The sequence below is a fragment of the Arthrobacter sp. I3 genome, assembly GCF_000520575.1.
Taxonomy (GTDB): Bacteria; Actinomycetota; Actinomycetes; order Actinomycetales; family Micrococcaceae; genus Arthrobacter; species Arthrobacter humicola_A.
In genome coordinates this window covers 8872-34009 of the sequence record NZ_KI914913.1, presented here as the reverse complement: position 1 = coordinate 34009, position 25138 = coordinate 8872, and the positions used below count along the sequence as shown (strand labels likewise).

Genomic DNA, 25138 nt, shown 5'->3' with positions numbered 1-25138 from the left:
CAACGATGATCACGAAAACAGGAGAGCAGGGACTGCAGATGGCCGAATTGACCATCAACGCCGACGACGTCCGTAATGCGTTGAACGAGTTCGCGGCGTCCTACGAACCCGGAAACGCAGAGCGCGTAGAGGTCGGCCGTGTAACAACCGCAGGTGACGGCATCGCCCGTGTTGAGGGCCTTCCCTCGGTCATGGCGAACGAGCTGCTTCGCTTCGAAGACGGCACGCTGGGCCTGGCCCAGAACCTCGACGTCCGCGAGATCGGCGTCATCATCCTCGGTGACTTCACCGGAATCGAAGAAGGCCAGGAAGTCCACCGCACCGGGCAGGTTCTGTCCGTGCCGGTTGGCGACGCCTTCCTCGGCCGCGTGGTTGACCCGCTGGGCCAGCCCATCGATGACCTCGGCGAGATCAAGGCCGAGACCACCCGTGCTCTGGAACTCCAGGCACCCGGCGTGACCCAGCGTAAGTCGGTCCACGAGCCGATGCAGACCGGGCTCAAGGCTATCGACGCCATGATCCCGATCGGCCGCGGCCAGCGCCAGCTGATCATCGGTGACCGCCAGACCGGCAAGTCCGCCATTGCCATCGACACGATCATCAACCAGAAGGCCAACTGGGCTTCCGGCGACGTGACGAAGCAGGTGCGCTGCATCTACGTGGCGATCGGCCAGAAGGCATCCACGATCGCAGCCGTCCGCCAGACCCTCGAGGACAACGGCGCCCTGGAATACACCACAATCGTGGCTTCCCCGGCGTCCGACCCCGCAGGCTTCAAGTACCTGGCACCGTACGCCGGCTCGGCCATCGGCCAGCACTGGATGTACGGCGGCAAGCACGTCCTCATCGTGTTCGATGACCTGTCCAAGCAGGCCGAGGCCTACCGTGCAGTGTCGCTGCTGCTCCGCCGCCCGCCGGGACGCGAAGCCTACCCGGGCGACGTCTTCTACTTGCACTCCCGTCTGCTGGAGCGTTGTGCCAAGCTCTCCGACGAGCTCGGTGCAGGCTCGATGACCGGTCTGCCGCTGATCGAGACCAAGGCGAACGACGTTTCCGCCTACATCCCGACCAACGTGATCTCCATCACCGATGGCCAGATCTTCCTGCAGTCGGACCTCTTCAACGCCAACCAGCGCCCCGCTGTCGACGTCGGTGTGTCCGTCTCCCGTGTTGGTGGCGCCGCCCAGGTCAAGTCCATGAAGAAGGTCTCCGGTACCTTGAAGCTGGAACTGGCCCAGTACCGCGACATGCAGGCCTTCGCCATGTTTGCCTCGGACCTGGACGCCGCATCGCGCCAGCAGCTGACCCGCGGTGCACGCCTGATGGAACTGCTCAAGCAGGGCCAGTACTCGCCGTTCCCGGTCGAGAACCAGGTCGTCTCCATCTGGGCCGGCACCAACGGCCACCTGGACGAGGTTCCGGTTGAAGACATCAACCGCTTCGAGACCGAGTTCCTGGAGCACCTCAAGCACAAGTCCTCCATCCTGACGACGCTGGCCCAGACCAACGTCATGGACGATGACACCGCTGAAGCACTGAAGACCGCAATCGTGGACTTCAAGAAGGGCTTCTTCGGCGAGGGAGACAACCTCCTGGTCGGTGCGGGGCACGAGGAACACGCCCCCATCGGCGAGGATCAGGTCGACCAGGAAAAAATCGTCAAGCAGAAGCGCTAGTTTCGCTGGCAGGGACTGCCGGGACCCGCACGGGTTCCGGCAGTCCCGGCCATCGGGATCTTAGGAAAGGATAAGTATGGGAGCCCAGATCCGGGTCTACCGCCAGAAGATCAGCTCGACGACGTCGATGCGCAAGATCTTCAAGGCGATGGAACTGATCGCTACCTCGCGCATCGGCAAGGCCCGCGCACGCGTAGCAGCTTCACTGCCTTACGCGAACGCGATCACGCGTGCCGTTTCTGCTGTCGCAAGCCAGAGCGAAATCGACCACCCCCTGGTCACCGAGCCGGCGCAGATCCGCCGGGCCGCCGTCCTGGTCATCACCTCGGACCGTGGCCTCGCGGGATCTTACTCGGCGAGTGTCCTCAAGCAGGCCGAAGGCCTCAACGAGCTGCTCCACGGGGAAGGCAAGGAAGTCAAGACGTTCCTGGTCGGCCGCAAGGCGCAGGCGTACTTCGACTTCCGGAACCGTGAATACGCTCGCGTATGGACCGGCAACACGGATGCACCGGAGTTTGCGACCGCGCGCGAAGTCAGCGAAGCACTGCTGGCCGAATTCGCTAACGCCTACGAAGAGGGCGGCGTCGACGAAATCCACGTTGTCTACACCCGCTTCAAGTCGATGGTGACCCAGGAGCCGACGGTCGTCCGTCTGCTGCCGCTCGAGGTTGTCGAAGAGAAAGCCGCGTCCGAATCGGACCTGCTGCCCCTCTACGAATTCGAGCCGGAAACGGAGCAGGTTCTCGATGCCCTGCTGCCGCGCTACATCGAATCACGTATCTTCGCCGCCATGTTGCAGGCAGCAGCTTCCGAGCTCGCAGCCCGCCAGCGTGCGATGAAGTCCGCCGGCGACAACGCGACGGATCTCATCAAGAAGTACACGCGTCTGCGCAACACTGCCCGTCAGGCTGAAATTACGCAGGAGCTTTCCGAAATCGTTGCCGGTGCCGACGCGTTGTCCGCGTCCTAGCCAGCACGAGTCCGGATCCAGCTGTACCTGCACCAAAAGATAAACTTAACCCCACGCCATCTACTGAGTGAAGTGAGAGAGATGACTGCCACTGCTACCGATCACGTAGCCGCAACGTCCGGTGCTACCGGTCGTATTGCACGTGTTATTGGCCCGGTTGTCGACGTCGAATTCCCGGCTGACGCAATCCCCTCGATTTACAACGCACTCACCACCGAGATCACTCTCAACGGTGAGACCCGAACCATCACGTTCGAGGTTGCCCTGCACCTGGGTGACAACCTGATCCGTGCCATCTCCCTCCAGGCCACCGACGGACTTGTCCGCGGTACCAACGTGGTGGACACCGGTGCCCCGATCTCCGTGCCCGTGGGCGACGGCGTCAAGGGCCACATCTTCAACGTGCTGGGCCAGCCCCTCGACGTTGCCGAGTCCGAACTCCAGATCAGCGAACGCTGGCCTATCCACCGCAAGGCTCCGGCCTTCGCGACCCTGGAAGGCTCCACCGAGATGCTGGAAACCGGCATCAAGGTGATCGACCTCCTCACCCCGTACATCAAGGGTGGCAAGATCGGCCTGTTCGGTGGTGCCGGCGTCGGCAAGACCGTGCTGATCCAGGAAATGATCACCCGTGTTGCCCGCAACTTCGGCGGCACCTCGGTGTTCGCCGGTGTCGGCGAGCGTACCCGTGAAGGTAACGACCTCTGGGTCGAAATGGAAGAGGCCGGCGTCCTCAAGGACACCGCCCTTGTGTTCGGCCAGATGGACGAGCCGCCGGGAACGCGTCTGCGCGTTGCACTTTCCGCCCTGACCATGGCGGAGTACTTCCGCGATGTGCAGAACCAGGACGTGCTGCTCTTCATCGACAACATCTTCCGCTTCACCCAGGCAGGCTCCGAGGTTTCCACCCTCCTCGGCCGCATGCCGTCGGCCGTGGGCTACCAGCCCAACCTGGCTGACGAGATGGGCCTCCTCCAGGAGCGCATCACGTCCACCAAGGGCCACTCCATCACCTCGATGCAGGCCATCTACGTTCCCGCAGATGACTACACCGACCCGGCTCCGGCCACGACCTTCGCACACCTCGACGCGACCACGGAACTTTCCCGTGAAATCGCTTCCCGTGGTCTGTACCCGGCCGTTGACCCGCTGACGTCGACCTCCCGCATCCTGGATCCGCAGTACATCGGTCACGACCACTACAACACGGCCGTCCGCGTCAAGCAGATCCTGCAGAAGAACAAGGAACTTCAGGACATCATCGCCATCCTCGGCGTTGACGAACTCTCTGAAGAAGACAAGATCGTCGTGTCGCGTGCACGCCGCATCCAGCAGTTCCTCTCGCAGAACACCTACACCGCCAAGCAGTTCACCGGCGTCGAGGGCTCCACCGTGTCCATCAAGGACACTGTTGAAGGCTTCACCGCTATCTGCGACGGCGACCTTGACCACGTTGCAGAGCAGGCGTTCTTCAACGTCGGCGGCCTGGACGACGTCGAGCGCCAGTGGGCCAAGATCCAGGAACAGACCAAGTAATATGGCTGAGCTTGAGGTTGAGATTGTCGCAGCGGACCACTTTGTGTGGTCCGGAGCGGCCAAGATGGTCAAGGCCCGCACCAGCGATGGTGAAATCGGAATCCTGCCCGGCCACTCGCCCCTGCTGGCGATTCTGGCCGAAGGTGAGCTGGCAATCGAGCCGGTATCCGGTGACCGCATCGCTGTAGTCGTTGACGGGGGATTCTTCTCTGTCGACAACAACAGGGTGGTCATTGTTGCTGACAACGCCCAAATGGGCGAAGCGGCTACTGCGGGGATCCGCTAGCACGACCTTGATGAACGATATTGGTTTGCCGTTCATCGTCCTGGCAACTGCGTTTGCGTTGCTGGTATTTGCACTGTGCCTTTCGGGGGTGCGCCGCTTCAATCTGCGGCGCGCCCTGGGCACGGTGGACGCCTCCATCTGCACGGCTGGAAACAGCTGGCAGATGGGGGTTTGTCGTTATCAGGACAATGACCTCGAATGGTTCCGCCTGGTCTCACTCAGCGTCCGCCCCAAGCACACCTTCCGGCGCAGCTCGCTGGAGCTGCTTGGCCGGCGGAAGCCGACCGAATCTGAGCTCCTCAAGGTCCAGCCCGACGCCGTTATCGTGGAGCTCCGCTACGAGGGCCAGCAGGTCCTCCTGGCCATGCGATTCGATGCCTACACAGGGTTGTCATCCTGGCTTGAGGCCGGACCCGTCATCGGCGTCGGCACCTGGCGCTAGCCCCGGTGGACTACCTCGATGGCCTGAGCCTGGTCGACGGCCCGGTGGTGTGGCTCGTGTGGGCCGCCGCCGCGGCGGGCCTGGCCTACCTCCTGACCCACGTTGCCCTCCGGCACACGGGTTTTGCGCGCACGGGTTTTGGGCGCACCGGCCGCCGCGAGCCCGGCGCGGCCGTGGCCGTCGCGGCTGCCATGACCTTGCTCGCCGCGGCGCTCGTCGCTGCCGTGCACTGGTTCCTGCTCTACGCCGTCTCCGTCTTTCCTGCCGAACTGCCGGGGGAGACCCTCGCCTGGTCCGTCGCCGGCGTCCTCGCCCTGCTGCTGTGGCTCATGCGCCTGCTTGGGCTCTGGGGCCGCGGACGGCCCGGCACTAATCCGACCGGCACTAATCCGACCGGCACTAATCCGAGCCGTAGCCGTCGCTGGCGTTCAAGCGCAGCAGCCACGGCCGCTTTCCTGGCCGTCCTCGCGCTGGCCGCCGTCCAGATCAACATCTACTTCGGCCTGAACCACACTGTCGGCGACCTCACCGGAGCGGCCGCAGCCCGGATCCAGCCGCTCGAGGCCGGCCTGACGCGCGCCGCCGGCGCCCCTGCCGCCACCGGGCTCGCCCACTGGCAGGCGCCCGCCCACCTTCCCGACGGCGTCATCCGCAAGGCGGTCATCCCCGGCACCGTCTCCGGCTTCCAGAGCCGGGACGCCTACGTCTATCTCCCTCCGGCCTACCTGGGTTCCCCCCGGCCCGCGCTGCCGGTGCTGGTCCTCTTTTCCGGCCAGCCGGGCGGTCCCGCGGACTGGCTGACCGGCGGCGCACTCCGGAGCCGGCTCGACCGGTTCGCCGCGGAGCACGCCGGGGTGGCGCCGGTAACGGTGGTGGTCGATCCCAACGGCTCGGCCTCGGGAAACACGCTGTGCATGGACAGCCGGATTGCCCGGGCGGACACCTTCCTGGCGCGGGACGTGCCGGACTGGATCAAACGCACGCTCGACGTCGACCCGGATCCCCGCCAGTGGGCCGCGGGTGGCTTCTCCTTTGGCGGCACGTGCGCCATGCAGATGGTCACGAGGCATCCGGACGTCTACAGCGCGGCGCTGGCTTTCTCCAGCGAGGAGGAGCCTGCCCTCGCGAAGGTGCGGGCCAAGACCATTGAGGCCTCCTTCGGCGCCGACGCCGCGGCCTTCGACCAGCTGACCCCGCTGCGCGTCATGGCGGAACACCGCTTCGACGGCCACGGCGTGTATTTCGCCGCCGGAGACCGCGACCCGCAGTTCACCGGCCACATGGACGCGCTCTCCGAGGCGGCACGCCGGGCCGGGTTCAGCGTCGAAACACACCGGATAGCCAACGCGGGGCACTCCTGGGACGTGGCATCCGGCGGCCTTCCCGGCGGCCTGGACTTCCTGGCCCGACGCTGGGGGATCGAGCAATGAGCCAGGCCAAGACCGGCAGTAACCGGACCGCGGCGGGCCTGGGCCCGGAGATTCCGCCGCTGCAGGGTGTCTGGCGCCAGGGCCTGCGCCGGACGCTGGCGCACTTCCGTGCCGTACCCTTCACGCTGGCGGTCCTCGCGGCCTTCCTCGGTGTCGGGGCCGTCACGGGCAGCTTCCTGTCTGGCCCGCCCGACGCCCTGTTGCCCGTAGCGTCCGTCAACGCTTCGGGGCTGAAGGCGGGGCACTGGTGGTCCTTGTTCACCTCGCTGTTCTTCGCCACCAACCTGCTGGCCTACCTGACCGCATCACTGATGATCCTCCTGCTGCTGGGACTCGCTGAACGGCATCTGGGGACCCTGCGGACGGCCGTATTCTTCTTTGTAGGCCAGTTCGCTGCGGTGACGGTGTTCCTGCTGGTCACCCAGCTGGCCCGGTACATCGGCGACGGCTGGCTGGGGCTCATGGTCAACGCCCGGCTGATCGGCCCCTACGCCGCCGTCCTGGCCGTGGCCCTGGCCGCCAGCGGGCTGCTGCCCACGCTGTGGCAACGCAGGCTGCGGACCGCCGGCCTGTCCGCGTCCCTGCTGCTGGTGCTCTACGTCGGGCATCCGGAGACAGTGGTTGGGCTCGCCGGTGCCCTTGCCGGCCTGGCCGCGGGCTGGTGGATTCAGGGCGACCGGGGGACCCTGCACCGGCACCGTTCAACCGGACGCGAGACACGCAACCTGCTGGCGCTCACGGTCGCGATCTTCGCGGTGGGGCCGATCCTCACGGCCGCCGTCAGCAGCCCCACCGGGCCCCTGGCCCTGTTGCGCGACGTCGTGCTGAACCCGCTGCCCACACTGGGCCAGTTGGAGGAAAACTGCGGCGGCACGGTGGACGTCAGCTGCCTGGAGGCCGGCCGCGCCGGACTCGCCGGTCCGCTGGGCCTCGCGCTGGCGGTTGTCCCGGTGATCCTGCTGCTGATCTGTGCGGACGGCATGCGGCAGGGCCGCCGCCTGGCCCTGCGGATCGCGATCATCGTCCAGCTCGGCGTGACAGCCCTGGCTGCCGTGTACCTGGCCCTGTTCGCCCGGATTCCGCACTACGCCAGCCAGCCGCACACGGCCGTGATGGGCTCAGGCTTCGTCCGCGTCCTGCCGCTCGTGGCCGTTCCGTTGCTGCTCGTTGTGCTGCTTTGGCTTAACCGCCGGCAGTTCAGGGTGGAGACTGCTCCGCGGGCCAGGCGGACCCTGGGCATCGTGGTCGGGGGCACGTGGCTGGTGCTCGCCGGGGCGTATTCGGTGGCCTGGCTCGCCGCCGGCGGGATGGACCGCGACGGGGGAGTGCTGGGCCTCGCGGCGGAACTAGCCCGGCAGTACCTGCCGCTGCCCATTCCGGGCGCCTACAGCCGGTTGTTCCAGAACCGCAACGCCGTCGAGTCATTTCTGTTCGCCTATGCCGGCATCATCTTCTGGGGGGTGGCCCTGGCGGCGGTCTGGCTGGTGCTGCGGCGGCGGCTGCACGGTACCGGACACAGCACCGACGTCGGCTCCGGGGACCGGGACACGGCGCGTGACCTGATCCGCCAAGGCGGGGACTCACTGTCCTGGATGGCCCTCTGGGAACCGAACAAATACTGGTTTACGCCGGACCGGCGCGGCGGCGTCGCCTATCAGCAGCACGGCAACGTGGCCCTGACGCTGGCGGGCCCGTTCGGATCCGCTGCCCTCCGCGAGGAGACCGCAGCGGGTTTCATGCGCTACTGCGCCGAACACGCCCTGATCCCGTGTTTCTACTCCTGCACCGCCGAACTCTGGCCGATGCTCCGGGCCCGCGGATTCCGCCGCGTGGCCGTGGCCCAGGAAACCAGGCTCGCCGTGCGCGAACTCGAGTTCAAGGGCAAGGAATGGCAAAACGTCCGCACCGCCCTGAACCGTGCCGCGAAGACCGGTGTCCAGGCCGTATGGGGGCGCTACAGCGAATTCCCGGCCCCGCTGCGGACCCAGCTCAGCGAGGTCTCCGAAGAATGGGCGGCGCAAAAGCACGTGCCGGAGATGGGCTTCACGCTCGGCAGCATCGACGAGCTCGACGACGACGAGGTGCTGTGCTGCCTGGCGGTGGACGCCTCCGGACGCGTGCAGGGCGTTACGAGCTGGCTGCCGGTGTACGAGCACGGACAGCTCGTGAGCTGGACCCTGGACTTCATGCGCCGGCGCGGCGACGCTTTCCCTGGTGTCATGGAGTTCCTCATTGCTTCCGCCGTGCTGGAACTCAAGCGCACGGTTGAGGTGATCTCCCTGTCCGGATCGCCGCTGGCGAAGGACCGTGACGGAGACATTGCCGGCGCCAGCGACTCGGGCAGCGACTCCGGGAACAGCGACGCCGGCAGCGATTCCGGCGGCAGCGACGCCGGGCCGGAGGGGCTGGCCGGGATCCTGGACGTGGTGGGCAGGGCCCTGGAACCCGTCTACGGCTTCCGCTCGCTGGCAACCTTCAAGTCGCGTTTCAAACCGGACTACCGCACGCTGTACCTCTACTACCAGGATCCGTTGCAATTGCCGGCGATGGGCCGGGCCCTGAGCCGCGCGTACCTTCCCGGGTTGTCCGTCCGGCAAAGTGCCCGGCTGCTGCGCACTTTGGTGCGTTAGGCAGGGCCCTGCGGGTTAGTGCCCGGCGTTAGTGCGGAATTCGGCTGAAGAATGCACCGGGCCAATGCGGACGACCTGAAACACCGCGCCCAAGAATGCACAAAAAAATGATCCCCGGCACTAATGCCGGGGATCATTCCTGGTGCCGGAAATGCCCTAAAGCACTTCCCGGCGGCAGACTAGACCAGCGTTACGCCGGTGGCCTGGGGGCCCTTGGCGCCCTGGCCGATCTCGAACTGAACACGCTGGTTCTCGTCGAGGGTCTTGAAGCCACCGGTCTGGATCTCGGAGTAATGAACGAAGACATCGCCATCGGAGTCATCCGGGGTGATGAAGCCGAAGCCCTTTTCTGCGTTGAACCACTTGACGGTTCCCTGAGCCATTTGTTTCTCCTCATTGTGGATCTTGAATAAATCCGGCGCACTTCGCACCGGACTTGGTCACTCTGCGAGAAGAACCTTTGGCAACGGAACCGGATTCACGGACCGTGGCGGCAGGAGCTTCACGCTCGCAACATGTCTTGCGAGCATGAAAAACACCTACACAAAGACTCGTATAAGAATTTCATGACACTTGCGTCAGGTCAACGGGCGAACGGAAGAATTGCATAAAAATTGTGCAAAGAACGTCTTAACGCGAATCGCTGCCACGGAAAGCCTGCCGCAGGGTGCTTAAAAGAGCCGGGATTCGCTGTCGTCAACGCCGCGCATGGCGTCGTAGTCCAGGGTCACGCAGTCGATTCCGCGGTCCTTGGCGAGGACCTTGGCCTGCGGCTTGATCTGCTGGGCTGCGAAGATTCCCCGGACCGGGGCCAGCAGCGGGTCCCGGTTCAGCAGTTCCAGGTACCGGGTGAGCTGCTCGACGCCGTCGATGTCCCCCCGGCGCTTGAGCTCAATGGCCACGGTGGCGCCATCCGCGTCCCGGGCCAGGATGTCCACGGGGCCGATCGCGGTGAAGTACTCCCGGCGGATCAGCGAGAACCCGGTGCCCAGCAGTTCGATCTGGGCGGCCAGGAGCCGCTGCAGGTCCGCCTCGACGCCGTCCTTGATCAGGCCGGGGTCCTGGCCCAGTTCGTGGGAGGTATCGTGCAGCTGCTCGTGGATGTTGATGATGAGCCGGTCATCGGTCTTGGCCGACTGGACCGTCCACTGTTCGACGACGCCGACTTCGACCTCGACCTCATCGGGTGTGGAGACCCGCAGGGACGCAGGAGGGCTCATCCAGTTCAGCGGCTTGTAGGACCCGCCGTCGGAATGGACCAGGACCGAACCGTCGGCCTTGACCAGCAGCAGCCTGGTGGCCAGCGGCAGGTGGGCTTTGAGGCGGCCGACGTAATCAACGGAGCAGCGGGCTATGACTAAACGCACCCGGTCAACTCTACCGCCTGCGCGGGCGGCGGCTTGGCGGGGCGACAACGGGCGGCAGCCGGACTGGGGCAGAATGGAGGCATGCCCCGTTCCAACCGACCCCGCCGCGCCGGTTCTGCGAAGACAGGCTCCGGCAAGGGCACAGCGCCCGGAAAGAGCAAAGCCGCCGGAGCCAAGCACGGACCGGCACCGGAACTTGACCTGGAGCGCGCCCGCTCGGGTTTCGCCCGCCGGGAGAGCGCACCGGACGGCGAATGGATGGTCCGCCCTATCACCGCGGGCCGCGCCGAGAAGACCTACATCTGCCCGGGCTGCTCCACCGCCGTGCTGCCGGGAATCGCCCACCTGGTGGTCTGGTCCGAGGACCACCTCTTTGGCGCTGCCGCGGGTCTCGCCGAGCGGCGCCACTGGCACAGCAACTGCTGGACTTCGCGGAGCTACCGGTATCGCTAAGCTGGTCAGCATGAGCTTTGATCCCGCCTCGTACGTCTTCACCCAGCCCTCTGCTCCCACTGCCATCCGCGCCTCCACGGTCCTGCCGGCCCGCCGCGAGAACGTCGAACTCCGCACGTCGGACGGGCACCGGCTGGTGGGCGAGCTCGCCGTCCCGGAAACCGGCGGAATCAAGGCAACACTCATCACGCTGCACCCGCTGCCGACGCACGGCGGCTTCATGGATTCGCACGTCTACCGCAAGGCCTCCTACCGGCTGCCCGCCCTCGCGGGAATCGCCGTCCTGCGCTTCAACACACGCGGCACCTCATCGCCGCGGGGAACCAGCGGGGGAGCCTTCGAGGAAGGCGTCGGCGAGCGTCTCGACGTCGAGGCCGCGGTGCAGTTCGCCGTGGACCGCGGCCTGCCAAACCGGTGGCTGGTCGGCTGGTCCTTCGGCACCGAACTGGCCCTGATGTACGGCGCCACCGAGCCCGTCGCCTCGGAAATCGAGGGGGCTGTGCTGCTCTCACCCCCGCTGCACCGGGCCACGGACGTGCACCTGAAGGAATGGGCCGAGGCCGGCAAGCCGCTGAAGGTCCTGGTCCCCGAGCACGACGACTACCTGCAGCCGGCGGCTGCGGCCGCGAGATTCGCGCTGGTGCCGCAGGCGCAGGTGCTGGGGGTCGACGGCGCCAAGCACCTGTGGGTGGGGGAGAAGTACGCCGGGCGGGTTCTCAACGAAATCGTGGACGAGGTGATCCCCGGCAGTGCCGGATCTGGCAGCGCCGGAACTGTGCTTCCGCAGGAATGGGACGGGCCGGTCGCCACGGCACACGCCTGAGCCGCCAACGGCGCAAAAGAATAAACCGCACCGAAACAGGACAGCCGCACCGTGGACCACGGTGCGGCTGTCCTGTTTCAGTGCGAAAATCCGCCAGGGGGAACTGTCAGCGGCTGTCCTGGCGCGCGATGAGGATTTCTTTGACCAGCAGCATGATGGCCGCCGCGGTGGGAATGGCGATCAGGGCTCCGAGGACGCCCAGCAGGCTGCCGCCGGCGATGACCGAGATGACGGCGACGGCGCCCGGCACCGCCACGGCTTTCTGCATGATGCGCGGTGAGATGAAGTAAGCCTCGAACTGGAGGTAGGCGAAATAGCAGATGGCGAAGACAAGCGCGGTCTGCCAGCCGGCGGTCAGTGCCACGATTGTCACCAGGAACCCGGCAATCATGCCGCCCACCAGCGGGATGAACGCCAGCAGGGCCACCACGAACGCCAGCAGCGTGGCGAACGGTACGCCGATGATCGACATCACAATGAACGCGAACGTGGCGTTCAGCACTGCGACGGCGGCCTGGCCGATCACGTAGTTGCCCACCGAACCGGTGATTTCCTCGGACAGGGCTTCAACCCGGGCCCGGCGCGAGCGCGGCGCGAGCCGGTAGCCCCACTTCTTCATGGCGGGCAGGGCACCGAGGAAGTACAGGCTCAGGACCAGCACGATCAGTGCGCCGAACAGTCCGTTTGCCACGGTGGAGCCGAAGCCCACAACACCGCCGAAGATGCCGCCCATGGCGTCCGGGTTGTTCACGAACTTTTCCAGCTCCTGGCTGATCCGGTCCCGGATGCCGAACTGGCTGTCGACGCTCCGGAAGAATTCCGAGTCAATGAACTCCTGGACCCACTTGGGCGCCTGCTGCACGATTTGCGTCACCTGCTGCACGATCGTGGGGATCAGGGTGGCAAAAAATGCGGCGACTCCGAGTGCCAGGGTGGATACGGACAGGAGGATGCCGGCGGCGCGGGGGACATTCCGGCGTTCGAGCCAGCGCACCACCGGGTCCAGCCCCAGGGTGATGAAGAGCGCAGTGATGATCCACAAGAGCAACTGCGTCGTATTTGACCCGATCCAGTAGACCAGGAGGGCGAAGCCGACGCCGACCGTGCCCATGAAGCCCATATACAGGGGGTGCTGGGCCGACATGCGCGGACCGGGACTGCCGAAGCGGGCATCGGCCGCGGACGTCTCCTCGGCCCCGGCCTCGTGCTCCGGGGGCATCTCGAAGCGGATTCTCGGCTGGGCTCCGGGCAGGGGCTGGCGCAGGCGCCGGGCCGCGGACAGCAGGACATTTGCCGCGGCCATCCGGGGGCGGGAGGTTGTGGGCCGGGGACTGGAAACGGGTTGTTCGGGGCCGGGTTCCTGGCCGTCGGATTCCTGCGCTTCTTCTGGTCCGGCGGAGGACGAATCCGTATGTTCAGTCACTGCGTTAAATGCCCTTAATTCCTTGCTGCGCCACACTGGCGGCACTGGTGTGATGATCACCGCAAACACTATCAGCAGGCTTGTCACCAGAGGGGAAAAACGCCCCCGCGGCCACCGCCGCTGGGGGCCGTCCGGGTCCCCGATCTGACTCGCGGGTAACAAAATGGTTACTATTGAAGCTAACTGTCCGCTGATGATAGGTAGTATTTTGCGTTTCAAGACTGCAGTCGCCCTGGTGCTGCTTGGCCTCCTGACACTCCTGGCCGGGATTGGCCAGAAGACGTTCTGGGCTCCCCCGGAGACGATTACGGCCACCGCTCCGACCGGCACCGCCGCGCCGCTGACTGTCTTCGACGAGAAGCTGAAGACTCTGCACCCCGGGACCGTGAAGATCACAGTCAAGGGTGAAGGGGCCTTCCTGCTGGCCGCGGGCCGGCCGGACGACGTCGACGCCTGGGTGGGCAAGACGGCGCACAACACCGTCGCCGGCGTCTCCGAGGACGGCAAGGCGCTGCAGCTGACGCATACCGACGGCGAAGCTACCGCGCCGTCGCCCGCCGGATCGGATCTTTGGGTCACCACCGAGAACGCCACCGGCGAAATGGACTACTCGTGGAACGCGCCGGCCGACGGCGACTGGTCGCTGCTCCTCGCCGCGGACGGCACCAAGCCCGCCCCGGGCTCCATCACGATGACTTTTCCGAACGACACCTCCACGCCGTGGGCCATTCCGTTCATGGTGCTCGGCGGCCTGCTGATCATCGCCGGCGGGGCGCTGCTGATCCTCAAGCCGAAGTCAGGCAACCGCGCCGGCGGCGGCACCGGCGGCGGCAGCACGTTCGCACGCCGCGCGCAGGCCAAGGCCGCGGCACGCCGCGGGGACAACGGCTCGACGGCAAGCACCCAGGATCCTGCCGCACCCGGCACCCCCGCACCCGAGACTGCACCGCAGCCGGCCACGCCGGAGAAAACAGGCCCGGAAAGAACAGCGCCGGAGAAAGCAGCGGCCGGCCAGAAGAAGGGCTCCGGCACGGTGCGCCGTTCCGGCATCGTGGTGGCAGTGCTGACCGCCGCAGCCGTCGCCGGAACGTCAGTGGCCGCCCAGGCCAGCCAGACGCCCGCGCCGTCGCCCAGTGCCCCGGCCTCCAGTGCTCCCGCCTCCGGCGCCCCGGCCTCCGACGCCGCGACCCCGGGCAGCGAGGGCCAGACCGGCGATGCGCCCGTGCTGCTGGACGCGCAGTTCCGCCGCGTCCTGGAACAGGTTGCCGGTGCCGTCGATGCAGGAGACGCTGCCAAGGACGCCGCCAAGCTGGCGCCGCGGGTGGCCAAGTCCGAACTCCAGGTGCGCACACAGAACTACAAGATCCGCTCGCAGGTCGGTTCCTACGAGGCCCGCATGCCTGTCCGCTCCACCAAGCTGCTGACCACGGTGGTCACCAACAAGCGCAGCTGGCCGCGCTCGGTCATGGCCGTGACGCAGGGCGAGGGCAACGTCGTCCCGCAGCTGTTGACCCTGACCCAGGAGTCCCCGCGGGATAACTACAAGCTGGTCAGCAGCACCCCGCTGCAGCCGGGTGCCACCTTCCCGGGAATCGGCCGGGCCGGTACGGAGACGCTGGCGCCCGCGGACAAGACCGGGCTCTCGTACAGCGGCGACGAAGCCCTCGCCGGGCTCGGTGACCGCCTGACCAAAGCCGACTCCACCTTCAAGGACAAGCTCGTCGAAGGCCAGTCCTCCCCGTACATCGCGGACACCCTCGCCTACCAGGCCGACGTCGTCAAATCAGGCGTCAACGGCACCTTCGCCTTCACGCACAAGGCGGCCGCGGACAACACTGTCGTGTTCCGAACCGCTGACGGCGGGGCCTTGGTCCTGGGACGGCTGAACTTCTCGTTCGACGGCACTCCGAAGGCCGACGGGGACAAGCTCACCATCGGCGACGACGCGGCCGCCCTGGCCGGCGGCAAGGAGACCAGCACCGGCATGGTGCTGGACTTCGCAGAGGCCGTGGCTGTCTATGTTCCGCCGGCCGGTTCCAAGGATCCGATGAAGCTCGTGGCCGCCACCCGCGGCCTGGTCGGGGCGTCCTTCAAGTAGCCTTCGCCGGCGGGCATGGTGGCGCCGGGCGGGACTTCAATGGCTAGAGTGGAGCTATGACTACGCCAGCTTCCCGCCCGGTCCCGCCAGTTGCCGCCAGCCCGCTGAACCTGCGCGGCGCCGTCGATCTCTCCGCCCTGAAACAGCGGCCGGCTCCGAGTTCTCCGGAACCTGCCCGTCCCGGCGCCGCAGCCCCCGGCCCGGCGGGCTCCGCCGGTGCTGCCGGTGCCCCGGCGGAACCGGCATCCGGCCCGGCCGACCACGCGGGCCGGCCGTTGCGCGTGGATGTGACCGAGGGCAACTTCCAGGAGCTCGTGGACCTCTCGGCCCAGGTGCCTGTGGTGATCGCGCTCTGGGCCTCCTATTCGCCAGGCTCCGGCCAGCTGGTGGACGTCCTTGAAGGCATCGTCGAGAGCTACGACGGCCGGCTGGTCCTCGGGGCCGCGGACATCGACGTGTTCCCGGAACTTGCCCAGGCGTTCCAGGTGCAGGCAGTGCCGACCGCCGTCGCGGTGGTCAAGGGCCAGCCCGTGCCGCTCTTCCAGGGCGGCGCGGACGAACAGCAGGTACGCAGCCTGTTCGATGAACTTCTCAAGGTCGCGGCCGCCAACGGCGTGACCGGACGGATCGGCGCCGGCGGCCCGGGTGGCGCGGAACCGGAGGCGCCGCCACTGCCGCCGCTGCACCAGGCGGCGTTCGATGCGATCGAGGCCGGCGACTACGCGGCCGCGGCCGCCGCCTACCGGCAGGCCCTGAACGAGATGCCCGCCGACGCGGAGGCCAAGGCCGGCCTGGCGCAGGTGGAACTGATGGATCGCCTGCAGGCCCTCTCCGGGCCCGAGGCAGATGCCCTGCGCCGGCTCGCGGCCGACGAGCCGGACAACCTCGAGGCCCAGCTCGGGGTTGCGGACCTGGATATCGCCGGCGGCCACATCGAGGACGGCCTTGGCCGGATCGTGACGTTCATTGGCCGCAACTTCGGCCCGGAACGGGAGACCGCCCGGGTGAGGCTGCTTGAACTCTTCGACGTCGTCGGCACCGGCGACGAGCGCGTCGCCAAGGCCCGCCAGGGGCTGGCCCGGGTGCTGTTCTAGTGGGATCGGCACTCTTCGCGCCGCTGGATCTAAGGTCCCTGCGGCTGCAGCACCGTGGCTGGGTGTCGCCGATGTGCCAGTACAGCTGCGACCCGGAAACGGGCGAAGGCGTGCCCACAGACTGGCACCTGATGCATCTGGGCTCCTTTGCCACCGGGGGAGCGGCCCTGGTCCTCACCGAGGCCAACGCCGTGAACGCCGCGGGCAGGATCAGCCCCCGCGACGCCGGCCTCTACAACGACGACCAGGCCGCGGCCTGGGAACGCATCACCGCCTTCGTGCACCGACACGGCACCGCGGAGACCAAGATCGGCACCCAGCTGGCGCACGCCGGCCGGAAAGCGTCCTCCTACTGGCCGTTCTCCGGCAAGTTGGGAAGCGTGCCGGCGTCCGAGGGCGGCTGGGACACCGTGGGTCCTGGCACCGGCGCATTCGACGGCTACGCGCCGCCGTCCGCCATGACGGAAGCGCAGATCGACGGCGTGATCGCCGATTTCGCCGCGTCCGCCGTGCGGGCCGTCGACGCAGGGTTCGACACTATCGAAATCCATGGCGCGCACGGCTACCTGCTGCACCAGTTCCAGAGCCCGCTGGTCAACGACCGCACGGACCGCTGGGGCGGGGACGAGGCGGGCCGGAACCGATTGACGCTTGCCGTGGTGGACGCCGTCCGCGCGGTCATCCCGGACGCCATGCCCCTGCTGCTGCGGATCTCGGCCTCGGACTGGGCGCCGGGCGGGATCGAGGCCGACGCCTCGGTCCGGATGGCCGCGGCCGCCGCCGAGCGCGGAGTGGACCTGGTGGACGTTTCCAGCGGCGGGGCCGTGGCGCACCAGCAGATTCCCGTGGGCCCCGGCTACCAGACCGGGTTCTCCGCCCGGATCCGGCGCGAAACCGGGATCAGGACCGGCACGGTGGGACTCCTGACGTCCGCCGGGCAGGCCGAGCACGCGGTGGCCACCGGCCAGGCGGACGGCGTGTTCATCGCCCGTGCCGCCCTGCGGGATCCGCACTGGTGGCTGCGGGCCGCGTTTGAGCTCGGCCATGACCTCGCGTGGCCGCCGCAGTACGAGCGCGCCCTGCCCCGGCATTCGTTCTAGAACCGGCATCCATTCCAGAACCGGCATCCATTCCAGAAACAGCTGTGCCGGTTCCCGCGAGTGAAAACGTACGCCTTGCGGACTATCCTTTTCGCGCCGTCCGGCGGTTAGTCTGGCGTCATGACATTCCAACCCCCTGGCCAGCAGGGACAGCCAGCCCCGCCCGGCCCGTCGTCGCCGCCGGTTCCTGCCCTGTCCCTGCTTGGCCTCGCCAAGCGCTTCGGCGACAAAATCGCCGTCGATGGCATCAGCCTGGACGTTCCGGCCGGCTCCTTCTACGGGGTGGTCGGGCCCAACGGCGCCGGTAAGACCACCACCTTGTCCATGGCGACCGGCCTGCTGCGCCCGGACTTCGGCACCGCGCTGGTCCACGGCGTCGACGTCTGGCAGCATCCGCTGGAGGCCAAGAAGCTGATGGGGATCCTGCCCGACGGCGTCCGGCTGTTCGACCGCCTCAGCGGCGAGCAGTTGGTCACCTATGCCGGCCTGCTGCGCGGGATGGACCGGGAGATGGTGGCGTCGCGGGTGGCGGAACTGCTCGCTGCCCTGGACCTGGCCAATGACGCCGGCACGCTGGTGGTGGACTACTCCGCCGGCATGACCAAGAAGATCGCGCTGGCCTCGGCGCTGATCCACGCCCCGCGGCTGCTGGTCCTCGACGAGCCGTTCGAATCGGTGGACCCGATCTCCGCGGCGAACATCCGCGACATCCTGGACCGCTACGTTTCCTCGGGCGGAACGGTCATCGTCTCCAGCCACGTCATGGACCTGGTCCAGCGCATGTGCGACCACGTCGCAGTCGTCGCGGGCGGCCGGGTCCTCGCCGCCGGGACTGTGGAGGAAGTCCGCGCCGGCGCCACCCTCGAGGACCGCTTCGTGCAGCTCGTGGGCGGCCGGAACCACACGGAAGGGCTGGAATGGTTGCGCACCTTCTGAGGCTCAAGCTGAACCTGCTGCGCAACAGCGTCCGGCGCAGCCCGTGGCAGCTGGTGGGCCTCGGGATCGGCGCCCTGTATGCCCTGGGAATCGTGGCTGTTTGTGTGGCCGGGCTGTTCGTCCTGCGCGGGGTGGAGATTGAACTCGCCCAGACCGTGGTGGTCCTGGGCGGCGCCACGGCGCTGCTGGGCTGGGCCGTCATTCCCGTCGCTGTCTCCGCCGCGGACATGACGCTGGACCCTGCTCGGTTCACCACCTTTGCCGTCCCCATGCCGCAGCTGCTGGCCGGGCTGGCGCTCGGCGGCCTGATCGGCATACCGGGTCTCGCCACCTCACTCGTTGCGCTCGCCACGGTGGGCACCTGGTCCCGCAGCCTGCCGGCCGCAGCCGGCGCCCTCGTCGGTGCCCTGCTGGGCGTGCTGAGCTGCATCGTTCTCTCCAAGGTCGTGACCACGGCCACGGCCGGACTGGCAAGCTCCCGGCGCTTCAAGGACATCAGCTCAGTCGCCTTCCTCATCCCGCTCGTGCTCACGGGACCCATCGTGGCGGGCATCGCGAGGGGAATCGCCGGTTCCGGCGATTTCCTGACCGGCCTGGCCCGGGCCCTGTCCTGGACGCCGGCCGGGGCGGCGTTCTCGCTCGGCGGCGAGCTGGCTGCCGGCAGCTACGCGGCCGCGACCGTGAAATTCCTCATCGCCGCGGCCACCCTGGCAGGGCTGGCGCTAGCGTGGAAGGTCCTGCTGCAGCGCGCCCTGGTGACCCCGCCCTACGCCGGGACATCCAAGCGGCGGACTGGCGGCACGGGCCTGTTCGGGTTGCTCCCGGCGACACCGGCCGCCGCCGTCGCCGCGAGGTCCCTGTACTACTGGCTGCGCGATCCCCGCTACGCCGGCGCGCTCGTGGTCGTTCCGCTCCTGCCGGTGCTGTTCCTCTTCCAGGGCAGCCAGAGCGGGTTCTACGGCCCGTTCCAGTTCGTCGGGCCGCTGACGGCCTTCCTCCTGGCGTGGTCGATCTCCACGGACGTCTCCTATGACAGCACCGCCTTCGCCCTGCACGTAGCAACGGGGGTGCGCGGCGCCGACGACCGGCTCGGCCGTGCGCTGGCATGCCTGAGCTTTGCGCTGCCGGTGGCGGTCCTGTTCAGCGTCGGGCCGTTCTTCTTCACCGGCGACTGGGACAAGCTGCCCGCGGTCCTGGGCCTCTGCCTCGGCGTCCTCTTCACCGGCCTGGGCCTGGCCTCGGTGATCTCGGCGCGCTACACCGTGAGCGTCCCGCTCCCGGGGGACAGCCCGTTCAAGAAGCCGCCGGGCAACGTGGCCCAGACCCTCGCCGTGCAGTTCGGCGGCATGGCCGTGCTTCTGGTCCTCGTGGCTCCCGAAGCGGCGCTCGTGGCCGCGCAGTTCATCACTGGGAGCTCCGTGCCGGGCTGGTTCGCGATGGCCCTCGGACCCGTGCTTGGTCTCACACTCTTCGCCGTCGGTGTCCGGACCGGCGGAGCATGGCTGGACCGGCGGGCGCCGGAGCTGCTGGCACAACTGGCCGTCAACCGCTGACGGGTGCATGCTGGGAGTGCGCAGACTCGGACACCAGGTAGGCCAGTAAGGCAGGATCATGGAAGTTGTCATCCTTCCCGGCAGCAAACAGATCGCGTCGCTTGCCGCGGATGCGGTGGAGGCCCTTCTCCGCCGCAAGCCCGACGCCGTCCTGGGCCTGGCGACCGGTTCCACGCCCCTGCCGGTGTATGTCGAACTGGCGGCGCGGCACGAGCGCGCCGGCCTGGATTTCAGCCGGGTCCGCGCCTTCGCCCTGGACGAGTACGTGGGGCTGCCGGCCGGCCACCCGGAGTCCTACCGCGAGGTGATCGCCCGCGAATTCACCGCACGGGTGAACATCAGTCCGGCCAACGTCCACGTGCCCGACGGCGCGGCGGCGGACATCCCCGCAGCCTGCAGGGCCTACGAAGATGCCATCCGCGATGCCGGGGGAGTGGACCTTCAGCTCCTCGGCGTCGGAACGGACGGCCACATCGGGTTCAACGAACCGGGATCGTCGCTGGCGTCCCGGACGCGGATCAAGACCCTGATCGAGCAGACACGCCGGGACAACGCACGGTTTTTCGGCAGCCTGGCCGACGTGCCGCACCACGTCCTGACCCAAGGCCTGGGCACCATCCTGGATGCCCGCCACGTGATCCTGATCGCCACCGGTGCGCAAAAAGCCCAGGCCGTCCGGGACCTCGCGGAGGGCCCCGTCGCCGCCATCTGTGCGGCCTCCGTGCTGCAGTTGCACCCGCACGCCACCATCCTCCTGGACGAGGCGGCGGCGTCGTCGCTGCGGCTGGCGGATTACTACCGCCACAGCTACGACCACAAACCCGCCTGGCAGGGCCTCTAGGCCCCGCCGCCGGCACCCCGCAGGTCCGGCAGCGCCCTTCCAACGGCTAAGATGGGTGTCATGACTAGCATGACCGATCCTCTCGAAAACGATCCGATGCGCGAGCTCTCCGGAGCCGGGACGTCAACGGCCACGATCGAGCGCGAGGAACTGCGCCAGGAAGTTGAGCCCGGTGACCGGGAGCGCTTCTCGCACTACGTGCGCAAGGAAAAGATCATGGAATCCGCGCTGACCGGTGAACCGGTGATCGCGCTCTGCGGCAAGGTCTGGACTCCGGGCCGGGATCCGCAGAAGTTCCCCGTCTGCCCCGAATGCAAGGAAGTCTACGAGGGCCTGCGCCCCGGAAACGACGGCGGCAAGGGCTCCGGCGACAAGTAAAGGGCAATCAACGGAACCAACAGGTTCCGTTAGCCGTCTTCGGACGGCGCTTCCCTATGGCGGCGCGCCGTCGTGCCCCTGATTTTGTGCTTTCCTGATTGCCGGTCCATGCTGTCCGGGTACTGCCTTACGGTCCATCCAAAAAGATTGGTGTTTTTGTGCTTAATTGGGTTTCTCCGTCGGCTGCAGCCATGCGCGGATGGAGGGCGCCTTAATGACGGAGACACTTTTCGGCGGACCCACGCTTCCCCCCGCCTATCCCGAGCGGGCCGCCTGGGGCACCGCCCCCAAGCTGCGCGCCTGGCAGCAGGAGGCGCTGGACAGCTACTTCAGCACCCATCCTAAGGATTTCCTTGCGGTCGCAACCCCCGGCGCGGGTAAGACCACCTTCGCCCTGCGCGTGGCGTCCATGCTTATCGATTCCGGGGTGGTCAACCGCGTGACCATCGTGGCGCCCACCGACCACCTCAAGCGCCAGTGGGCCGACGCCGCGGCCCGGGTGGGCATCGCGATCGACCCGAACTTCAAGAATGCCGACGGCCAGCACGGCCGCGGGTTCATCGGTGTCGCCGTGACCTATGCCCAGGTGGCCAGCAAGCCCATGCTGCACCGGGCCAAGACCGAAGCCGCCCGCACGCTGGTGATCCTGGACGAAATCCACCACGGCGGCGAGGCCCTGTCCTGGGGCGACGGCCTCCGTGAGGCGTTCGACCCGGCGGCCCGGCGGCTCTCCCTGACGGGCACCCCGTTCCGCTCGGACACCTCGCCCATCCCGTTCGTGGAGTACGCCGAGGACCGGGACGGGATCCGGCGCTCGAAGGCCGACTACACCTACGGCTACGGCAAGGCCCTGCGCGACCACGTGGTCCGCCCGGTGATGTTCATGGCGTACTCCGGCCAAATGCGCTGGCGCACCAGCGCGGGGGACGAGATGGCCGCCTCGCTCGGGGAGTCAGCCGTCACGAAGGACATCACGTCCCAGGCCTGGCGCACCGCGCTGAACCCGGCCGGCGAATGGATCCCCGCCGTCCTGGCCGGCGCGGACAAGCGTCTCAGCGAGGTCCGGCGCAGCGTCCCGGATGCCGGCGGTCTGGTCATTGCCACGGACCACGAGGACGCCCGCGCGTATGCCGGCCAGCTGAAGAAGATCACCGGCGAATCGCCCACCGTCATCCTCTCCGACGACGCCAAGGCCTCCAGCAAGATCGAGGAATTCACCGCCAGCGAGAAGCGCTGGATGGTGGCCGTCCGGATGGTCTCCGAAGGCGTCGACGTTCCGCGGCTGTCCGTCGGCGTCTACGCCACCTCGACCTCCACCCCGCTGTTCTTCGCCCAGGCCGTGGGGCGCTTCGTGCGTGCCCGCAAGCGCGGCGAGACGGCGTCGGTCTTCCTGCCCTCCGTGCCGCAGCTGATGGCCCTGGCCAACTCGATGGAGGCCGAGCGCGACCATGCCCTGGACCGCCCGGAGAAGGAAGACAGCGACGGACTCTTCAATCCCGAGGATTCGCTCATGGACGAGGCGAACCGCGAGGAGAAGGCCTCCGATTCCCTGATGAAGGGCAAGTTCGAGGCCCTAGACTCCCAGGCGTCCTTTGACCGGGTGCTCTTCGACGGCGGCGAATTCGGCACCGGCGGCGAGGTGGGCTCGGAGGACGAGCTCGACTTCCTCGGGATCCCGGGCCTGCTGGACGCTGAACAGGTCGGCACGCTGTTGCGCCAGCGCCAGCACGAGCAGCTGAACCGGAAGAACAGGCGCTCCCCGCAGACTGAGGCAGCCGTGGCTGCGGCCCCGGCCGTGCCGGACCACCGGATGCTCATGGACCTGCGCACCGAGCTGGCCAAAAACGTCGCCGCCTGGTCGGCCCGCACCGGGACCCCGCACGGCGTCATCCATACCAAGCTCCGGACCGTCTGCGGCGGCCCGGCCGTCGCCCAGGCCAACGAGGAACAGCTGCAGACCCGCCTGCGCAAGCTCCAGGACTGGTTCATCGGCCGGAAGTAGCCCCGCGCAGGCGGTTATGGGCACGGGGTTAAGGGCACAGGGTTATGGGCTCAGGCCAATAGGCGCCGGGCAACAGCAGAGGGACCAGTTCACTGTGAACTGGTCCCTCTGCTGTTTACTCTGCCGTGAACTTTGCTTCGGCTACTGGCCGGCGCCGCAGACCTGACCGTAGGTCTGGCCTGCCGCGGTGTAGTCGGCCTTCATGCCCTCGAGCTTGGCGGTGTCCGGGGAGGGCTTGGCCGACTCGTCGAAGTATTCGATGATGGTCTGCAGCGGGGCCCGCAGGTCCTCGGATGCCGCTGCCTTGATGGGCCGCAGCTGGTTGGCGACCCGGGTCATGCCGGTCTTGTCCGATGTGGCCGACTGGGCGGAGACCACGGTCTTGACCCGGGCGCAGGTTTCCTCGTTGGTCAGCTGCGGCGTGGCAGAACAGCCGGCCGCGCCGAGCAGCGCTCCGGCGGCAATCAGGACGGTCAGGGTCTTCTTCATGGTGTACTCCGGGGTTCTACGGGTCTGTCAATATGGCAAGACTGGCGATGGGGCAAGGATTTCGAGTCTACTGGCTCAGAGGACATCGACGCCGCCGAGCTCCATCTCGGCCACGGCATCGTCCAGGTCTTCGGCAATGCCGACCGTCAGGCCGCGCAGCACCGTGACGGAGTAGCCGGCCTGGACGGCATCCAGGGCGGTCGCTTTGACGCAGTAGTCCGTGGCGATGCCCACCACCACGATGTCCTCGACGTCGTGGCTCTGCAGCCAGTCGTCCAGCCCGATCGCGTCCTCGCCAGCGGCGAAATCACTGCCCGCGAAGGGACTCACTGTGTTGTCGGAGTTGTCGGAGTCGTCGGAGTCTCCGGGGCCTCCGGGGCCTCCGGCGCCGGTAACGGGCATGGCGCCGGGCTGGCGGTCACCGGTGGGGACGTCGTCCTCGGGGGCCAGCAGCCCTTCGAAGCCGGAGTACGCCGCGGCGAACTGGCCCTTGCGGAAGTACGCCTGGATGTGTTCGGGATCAAGATCGGGATGCAGTTCGGCCCCGCGGGTGCCCGCCACGCAGTGCCGCGGCCAGCTGTCCACGAGATCGGGTTTCTCCGAGAAGTGCTCACCCGGATCGATGTGCCAGTCCTGGGTGGCCACGACGTGGTCGTACTGGCCGTGGTGGGCGTCAACGTACTCGCTGATTTCCCCGGCCAGGCTTGCCCCGCCGGGGACAGCCAGGGCACCTCCCTCACAGAAATCGTTTTGGACGTCAACGATGATCAAGGCGCGGGACATTCAGTCCTCCTCGTAGATGGTGGGGATGGCCGCCTCGCCGCGCTGGAGCCGGTTGACCACCGCGGGAAGCTCCCGCATGGTTTCCGCGTGGCGCCGGCGCGCGCGCTGGACCCCCTCCGGGCCCGTCCACCCGGGGAGGAGCTCGCCGTTCTTGACGAACTGCTGCAGCAGCGGACGGTCGTTGCCGTCGTCCTCCGGGTGATGGCCGACGCCGACGATTTCGGCCGTGGCGGTCCCGCGCTCATTGAGCTTGCGCAGCGCGTACTTCCGGCCGCCCTTGCTGGCCTTGTTCTTGGCGGCCTTGGCGACGGAGATAAAATCGCCGGCGTCGTCGGTGCGGCTGACGAGCTTGTAGACCATGCTCGCCGTCGGGGCCCCGGACCCGGTCACGAGCGAGGTGCCCACGCCGTACGAGTCCACCGGCGCGGACGCCAGCGCCGCGATGGCGAATTCGTCGAGGTCTGAGGTCACCACGATCTTGGTGTGGTCGTTGCCGAGCTCGTCGAGCAGCCGGCGCACCCACTGGGCCTGGGCCACGAGGTCGCCCGAGTCCAGCCGGACAGCGCCCAGCTTGTCCCCGGCGAGATCAACGGCGGTGCGGACGGCCGTTTCGACGTCGTACGTGTCCACCAGCAGGGAGGTGTCCGGCCCAAAGGCGGCAATCTGCGCCTCGAAGGCCTCCCGCTCGGTGTCATGGAGGAGGGTGAAGGAATGGGCGGCCGTGCCCACCGTCTTCAGCCCGTAGCGCAATCCGGCCTCCAGGTTCGAGGTGCTGTCGAACCCGGCAATGACCGCGGCCCGGGCAGCGGCGGCCACCGATTCCTCGTG

The 25138-nt window shown here is 67.6% G+C and carries 22 protein-coding genes and 1 pseudogene; 17 read left to right on the top strand and 6 right to left on the bottom strand.

Annotated features, from left to right (window positions below; translation table 11 throughout):
* Positions 1–38: 38 nt before the first annotated feature.
* The 7 genes from atpA (at position 39) to Y706_RS0107130 (ending at position 8970) form a co-directional block, all read left to right on the top strand.
* Positions 39–1676, top strand: coding sequence for a F0F1 ATP synthase subunit alpha (atpA, locus tag Y706_RS0107160; protein ID WP_028276064.1), 1638 nt, complete (start codon positions 39–41; stop codon positions 1674–1676).
* A 76-nt stretch (positions 1677–1752) separates the two neighbouring features.
* A complete protein-coding gene (locus Y706_RS0107155; protein ID WP_028276063.1) occupies positions 1753–2646 on the top strand; it encodes a F0F1 ATP synthase subunit gamma in 894 nt (297 codons plus the stop codon).
* Between the two features lie 81 nt (positions 2647–2727).
* Entirely contained in the window at positions 2728–4182 is a 1455-nt protein-coding gene (gene atpD / locus Y706_RS0107150; protein WP_018775710.1) for a F0F1 ATP synthase subunit beta, read from the top strand.
* A gap of 1 nt (position 4183) precedes the next feature.
* The gene (locus tag Y706_RS0107145; RefSeq protein ID WP_018775711.1) at positions 4184–4468 is read left to right on the top strand and encodes a F0F1 ATP synthase subunit epsilon; all 285 of its coding nucleotides are present in this window, start codon (positions 4184–4186) and stop codon (positions 4466–4468) included.
* A 10-nt stretch (positions 4469–4478) separates the two neighbouring features.
* A complete protein-coding gene (locus Y706_RS0107140; protein ID WP_028276062.1) occupies positions 4479–4910 on the top strand; it encodes a DUF2550 domain-containing protein in 432 nt (143 codons plus the stop codon).
* A 5-nt stretch (positions 4911–4915) separates the two neighbouring features.
* Positions 4916–6340 (top strand): alpha/beta hydrolase, encoded by a 1425-nt coding sequence (locus Y706_RS0107135; protein ID WP_028276061.1) that lies wholly within the window; start codon positions 4916–4918, stop codon positions 6338–6340.
* Entirely contained in the window at positions 6337–8970 is a 2634-nt protein-coding gene (locus Y706_RS0107130) for a bifunctional lysylphosphatidylglycerol flippase/synthetase MprF (protein WP_173403058.1), read from the top strand. Before Y706_RS0107135 ends, Y706_RS0107130 begins: the two co-directional genes overlap by 4 nt.
* Before the next feature lie 179 nt (positions 8971–9149).
* Here Y706_RS0107130 and Y706_RS0107125 read toward each other — a convergent pair whose 3' ends face one another.
* Together Y706_RS0107125 and nucS are read right to left on the bottom strand one after the other, a co-directional pair.
* Entirely contained in the window at positions 9150–9353 is a 204-nt protein-coding gene (locus tag Y706_RS0107125) for a cold-shock protein (protein WP_011692441.1), read from the bottom strand.
* Between the two features lie 288 nt (positions 9354–9641).
* Entirely contained in the window at positions 9642–10337 is a 696-nt protein-coding gene (gene nucS, locus Y706_RS0107120; RefSeq protein ID WP_028276059.1) for an endonuclease NucS, read from the bottom strand.
* A gap of 81 nt (positions 10338–10418) precedes the next feature.
* Between nucS and Y706_RS0107115 the strand changes: the two genes are divergently transcribed.
* On the top strand, positions 10419–10790 hold the full coding sequence (locus tag Y706_RS0107115) for a hypothetical protein (RefSeq protein WP_028276058.1): 372 nt from the start codon (positions 10419–10421) through the stop codon (positions 10788–10790).
* Positions 10791–10800: 10 nt separating this feature from the next.
* Positions 10801–11613, top strand: coding sequence for an alpha/beta hydrolase (locus Y706_RS0107110; protein WP_028276057.1), 813 nt, complete (start codon positions 10801–10803; stop codon positions 11611–11613).
* 106 nt (positions 11614–11719) lie between these two features.
* Here Y706_RS0107110 and Y706_RS0107105 read toward each other — a convergent pair whose 3' ends face one another.
* The gene (locus tag Y706_RS0107105) at positions 11720–12916 is read right to left on the bottom strand and encodes an AI-2E family transporter (RefSeq protein WP_243181325.1); all 1197 of its coding nucleotides are present in this window, start codon (positions 12914–12916) and stop codon (positions 11720–11722) included.
* A gap of 313 nt (positions 12917–13229) precedes the next feature.
* Between Y706_RS0107105 and Y706_RS0107100 the strand changes: the two genes are divergently transcribed.
* The 8 genes from Y706_RS0107100 (at position 13230) to Y706_RS0107065 (ending at position 23038) form a co-directional block, all read left to right on the top strand.
* Positions 13230–15134: a hypothetical protein gene (locus Y706_RS0107100; RefSeq protein ID WP_043435236.1), complete on the top strand. Its 1905-nt coding sequence runs from the start codon at positions 13230–13232 to the stop codon at positions 15132–15134.
* Positions 15135–15190: 56 nt separating this feature from the next.
* Positions 15191–16228 carry a tetratricopeptide repeat protein gene (locus Y706_RS0107095; protein ID WP_028276054.1) on the top strand — a complete coding sequence of 346 codons (1038 nt, stop codon included), beginning with the start codon at positions 15191–15193 and terminating at the stop codon, positions 16226–16228.
* Positions 16228–17328, top strand: coding sequence for an NADH:flavin oxidoreductase/NADH oxidase (locus Y706_RS0107090; RefSeq protein WP_028276053.1), 1101 nt, complete (start codon positions 16228–16230; stop codon positions 17326–17328). The genes Y706_RS0107095 and Y706_RS0107090 overlap by 1 nt, the downstream gene beginning before the upstream one ends.
* Before the next feature lie 120 nt (positions 17329–17448).
* Positions 17449–18264 (top strand): ABC transporter ATP-binding protein, encoded by an 816-nt coding sequence (locus tag Y706_RS0107085; RefSeq protein WP_028276052.1) that lies wholly within the window; start codon positions 17449–17451, stop codon positions 18262–18264.
* Positions 18246–19817 (top strand): hypothetical protein, encoded by a 1572-nt coding sequence (locus Y706_RS0107080; RefSeq protein WP_028276051.1) that lies wholly within the window; start codon positions 18246–18248, stop codon positions 19815–19817. Before Y706_RS0107085 ends, Y706_RS0107080 begins: the two co-directional genes overlap by 19 nt.
* A gap of 58 nt (positions 19818–19875) precedes the next feature.
* Positions 19876–20658 (top strand): glucosamine-6-phosphate deaminase, encoded by a 783-nt coding sequence (gene nagB / locus Y706_RS0107075; RefSeq protein WP_028276050.1) that lies wholly within the window; start codon positions 19876–19878, stop codon positions 20656–20658.
* A 51-nt stretch (positions 20659–20709) separates the two neighbouring features.
* Positions 20710–21036: a DUF3039 domain-containing protein gene (locus tag Y706_RS0107070; RefSeq protein ID WP_026266820.1), complete on the top strand. Its 327-nt coding sequence runs from the start codon at positions 20710–20712 to the stop codon at positions 21034–21036.
* 214 nt (positions 21037–21250) lie between these two features.
* Positions 21251–23038: a DEAD/DEAH box helicase gene (locus Y706_RS0107065; RefSeq protein ID WP_028276049.1), complete on the top strand. Its 1788-nt coding sequence runs from the start codon at positions 21251–21253 to the stop codon at positions 23036–23038.
* A 141-nt stretch (positions 23039–23179) separates the two neighbouring features.
* On the opposite strand, the gene Y706_RS0107060 is transcribed toward Y706_RS0107065, so the two are convergent.
* From Y706_RS0107060 to Y706_RS24040, 3 genes and pseudogenes are all read right to left on the bottom strand, one after another.
* Entirely contained in the window at positions 23180–23527 is a 348-nt protein-coding gene (locus tag Y706_RS0107060; RefSeq protein ID WP_028276048.1) for a hypothetical protein, read from the bottom strand.
* A 75-nt stretch (positions 23528–23602) separates the two neighbouring features.
* Positions 23603–24310: an isochorismatase family protein gene (locus Y706_RS0107055; RefSeq protein WP_028276047.1), complete on the bottom strand. Its 708-nt coding sequence runs from the start codon at positions 24308–24310 to the stop codon at positions 23603–23605.
* Positions 24311–25138, bottom strand: a pseudogene (locus Y706_RS24040) (nicotinate phosphoribosyltransferase); the annotation flags it as partial.

What these genes read in the sequence shown, in the direction of transcription:
- atpA (WP_028276064.1), top strand. Translation starts at nt 39, where the DNA reads ATGGCCGAATTGACCATCAACGCCGACGACGTCCGTAATGCGTTGAAC.
- Y706_RS0107155 (WP_028276063.1), top strand. Translation starts at nt 1,753, where the DNA reads ATGGGAGCCCAGATCCGGGTCTACCGCCAGAAGATCAGCTCGACGACG.
- atpD (WP_018775710.1), top strand. Translation starts at nt 2,728, where the DNA reads ATGACTGCCACTGCTACCGATCACGTAGCCGCAACGTCCGGTGCTACC.
- Y706_RS0107145 (WP_018775711.1), top strand. Translation starts at nt 4,184, where the DNA reads ATGGCTGAGCTTGAGGTTGAGATTGTCGCAGCGGACCACTTTGTGTGG.
- Y706_RS0107140 (WP_028276062.1), top strand. Translation starts at nt 4,479, where the DNA reads ATGAACGATATTGGTTTGCCGTTCATCGTCCTGGCAACTGCGTTTGCG.
- Y706_RS0107130 (WP_173403058.1), top strand. Translation starts at nt 6,337, where the DNA reads ATGAGCCAGGCCAAGACCGGCAGTAACCGGACCGCGGCGGGCCTGGGC.
- Y706_RS0107125 (WP_011692441.1), bottom strand. Translation starts at nt 9,353, where the DNA reads ATGGCTCAGGGAACCGTCAAGTGGTTCAACGCAGAAAAGGGCTTCGGC.
- Y706_RS0107115 (WP_028276058.1), top strand. Translation starts at nt 10,419, where the DNA reads ATGCCCCGTTCCAACCGACCCCGCCGCGCCGGTTCTGCGAAGACAGGC.
- Y706_RS0107110 (WP_028276057.1), top strand. Translation starts at nt 10,801, where the DNA reads ATGAGCTTTGATCCCGCCTCGTACGTCTTCACCCAGCCCTCTGCTCCC.
- Y706_RS0107105 (WP_243181325.1), bottom strand. Translation starts at nt 12,916, where the DNA reads ATGGCCGCGGCAAATGTCCTGCTGTCCGCGGCCCGGCGCCTGCGCCAG.
- Y706_RS0107100 (WP_043435236.1), top strand. Translation starts at nt 13,230, where the DNA reads ATGATAGGTAGTATTTTGCGTTTCAAGACTGCAGTCGCCCTGGTGCTG.
- Y706_RS0107095 (WP_028276054.1), top strand. Translation starts at nt 15,191, where the DNA reads ATGACTACGCCAGCTTCCCGCCCGGTCCCGCCAGTTGCCGCCAGCCCG.
- Y706_RS0107085 (WP_028276052.1), top strand. Translation starts at nt 17,449, where the DNA reads ATGACATTCCAACCCCCTGGCCAGCAGGGACAGCCAGCCCCGCCCGGC.
- Y706_RS0107080 (WP_028276051.1), top strand. Translation starts at nt 18,246, where the DNA reads ATGGTTGCGCACCTTCTGAGGCTCAAGCTGAACCTGCTGCGCAACAGC.
- nagB (WP_028276050.1), top strand. Translation starts at nt 19,876, where the DNA reads ATGGAAGTTGTCATCCTTCCCGGCAGCAAACAGATCGCGTCGCTTGCC.
- Y706_RS0107070 (WP_026266820.1), top strand. Translation starts at nt 20,710, where the DNA reads ATGGGTGTCATGACTAGCATGACCGATCCTCTCGAAAACGATCCGATG.
- Y706_RS0107065 (WP_028276049.1), top strand. Translation starts at nt 21,251, where the DNA reads ATGACGGAGACACTTTTCGGCGGACCCACGCTTCCCCCCGCCTATCCC.
- Y706_RS0107060 (WP_028276048.1), bottom strand. Translation starts at nt 23,527, where the DNA reads ATGAAGAAGACCCTGACCGTCCTGATTGCCGCCGGAGCGCTGCTCGGC.
- Y706_RS0107055 (WP_028276047.1), bottom strand. Translation starts at nt 24,310, where the DNA reads ATGTCCCGCGCCTTGATCATCGTTGACGTCCAAAACGATTTCTGTGAG.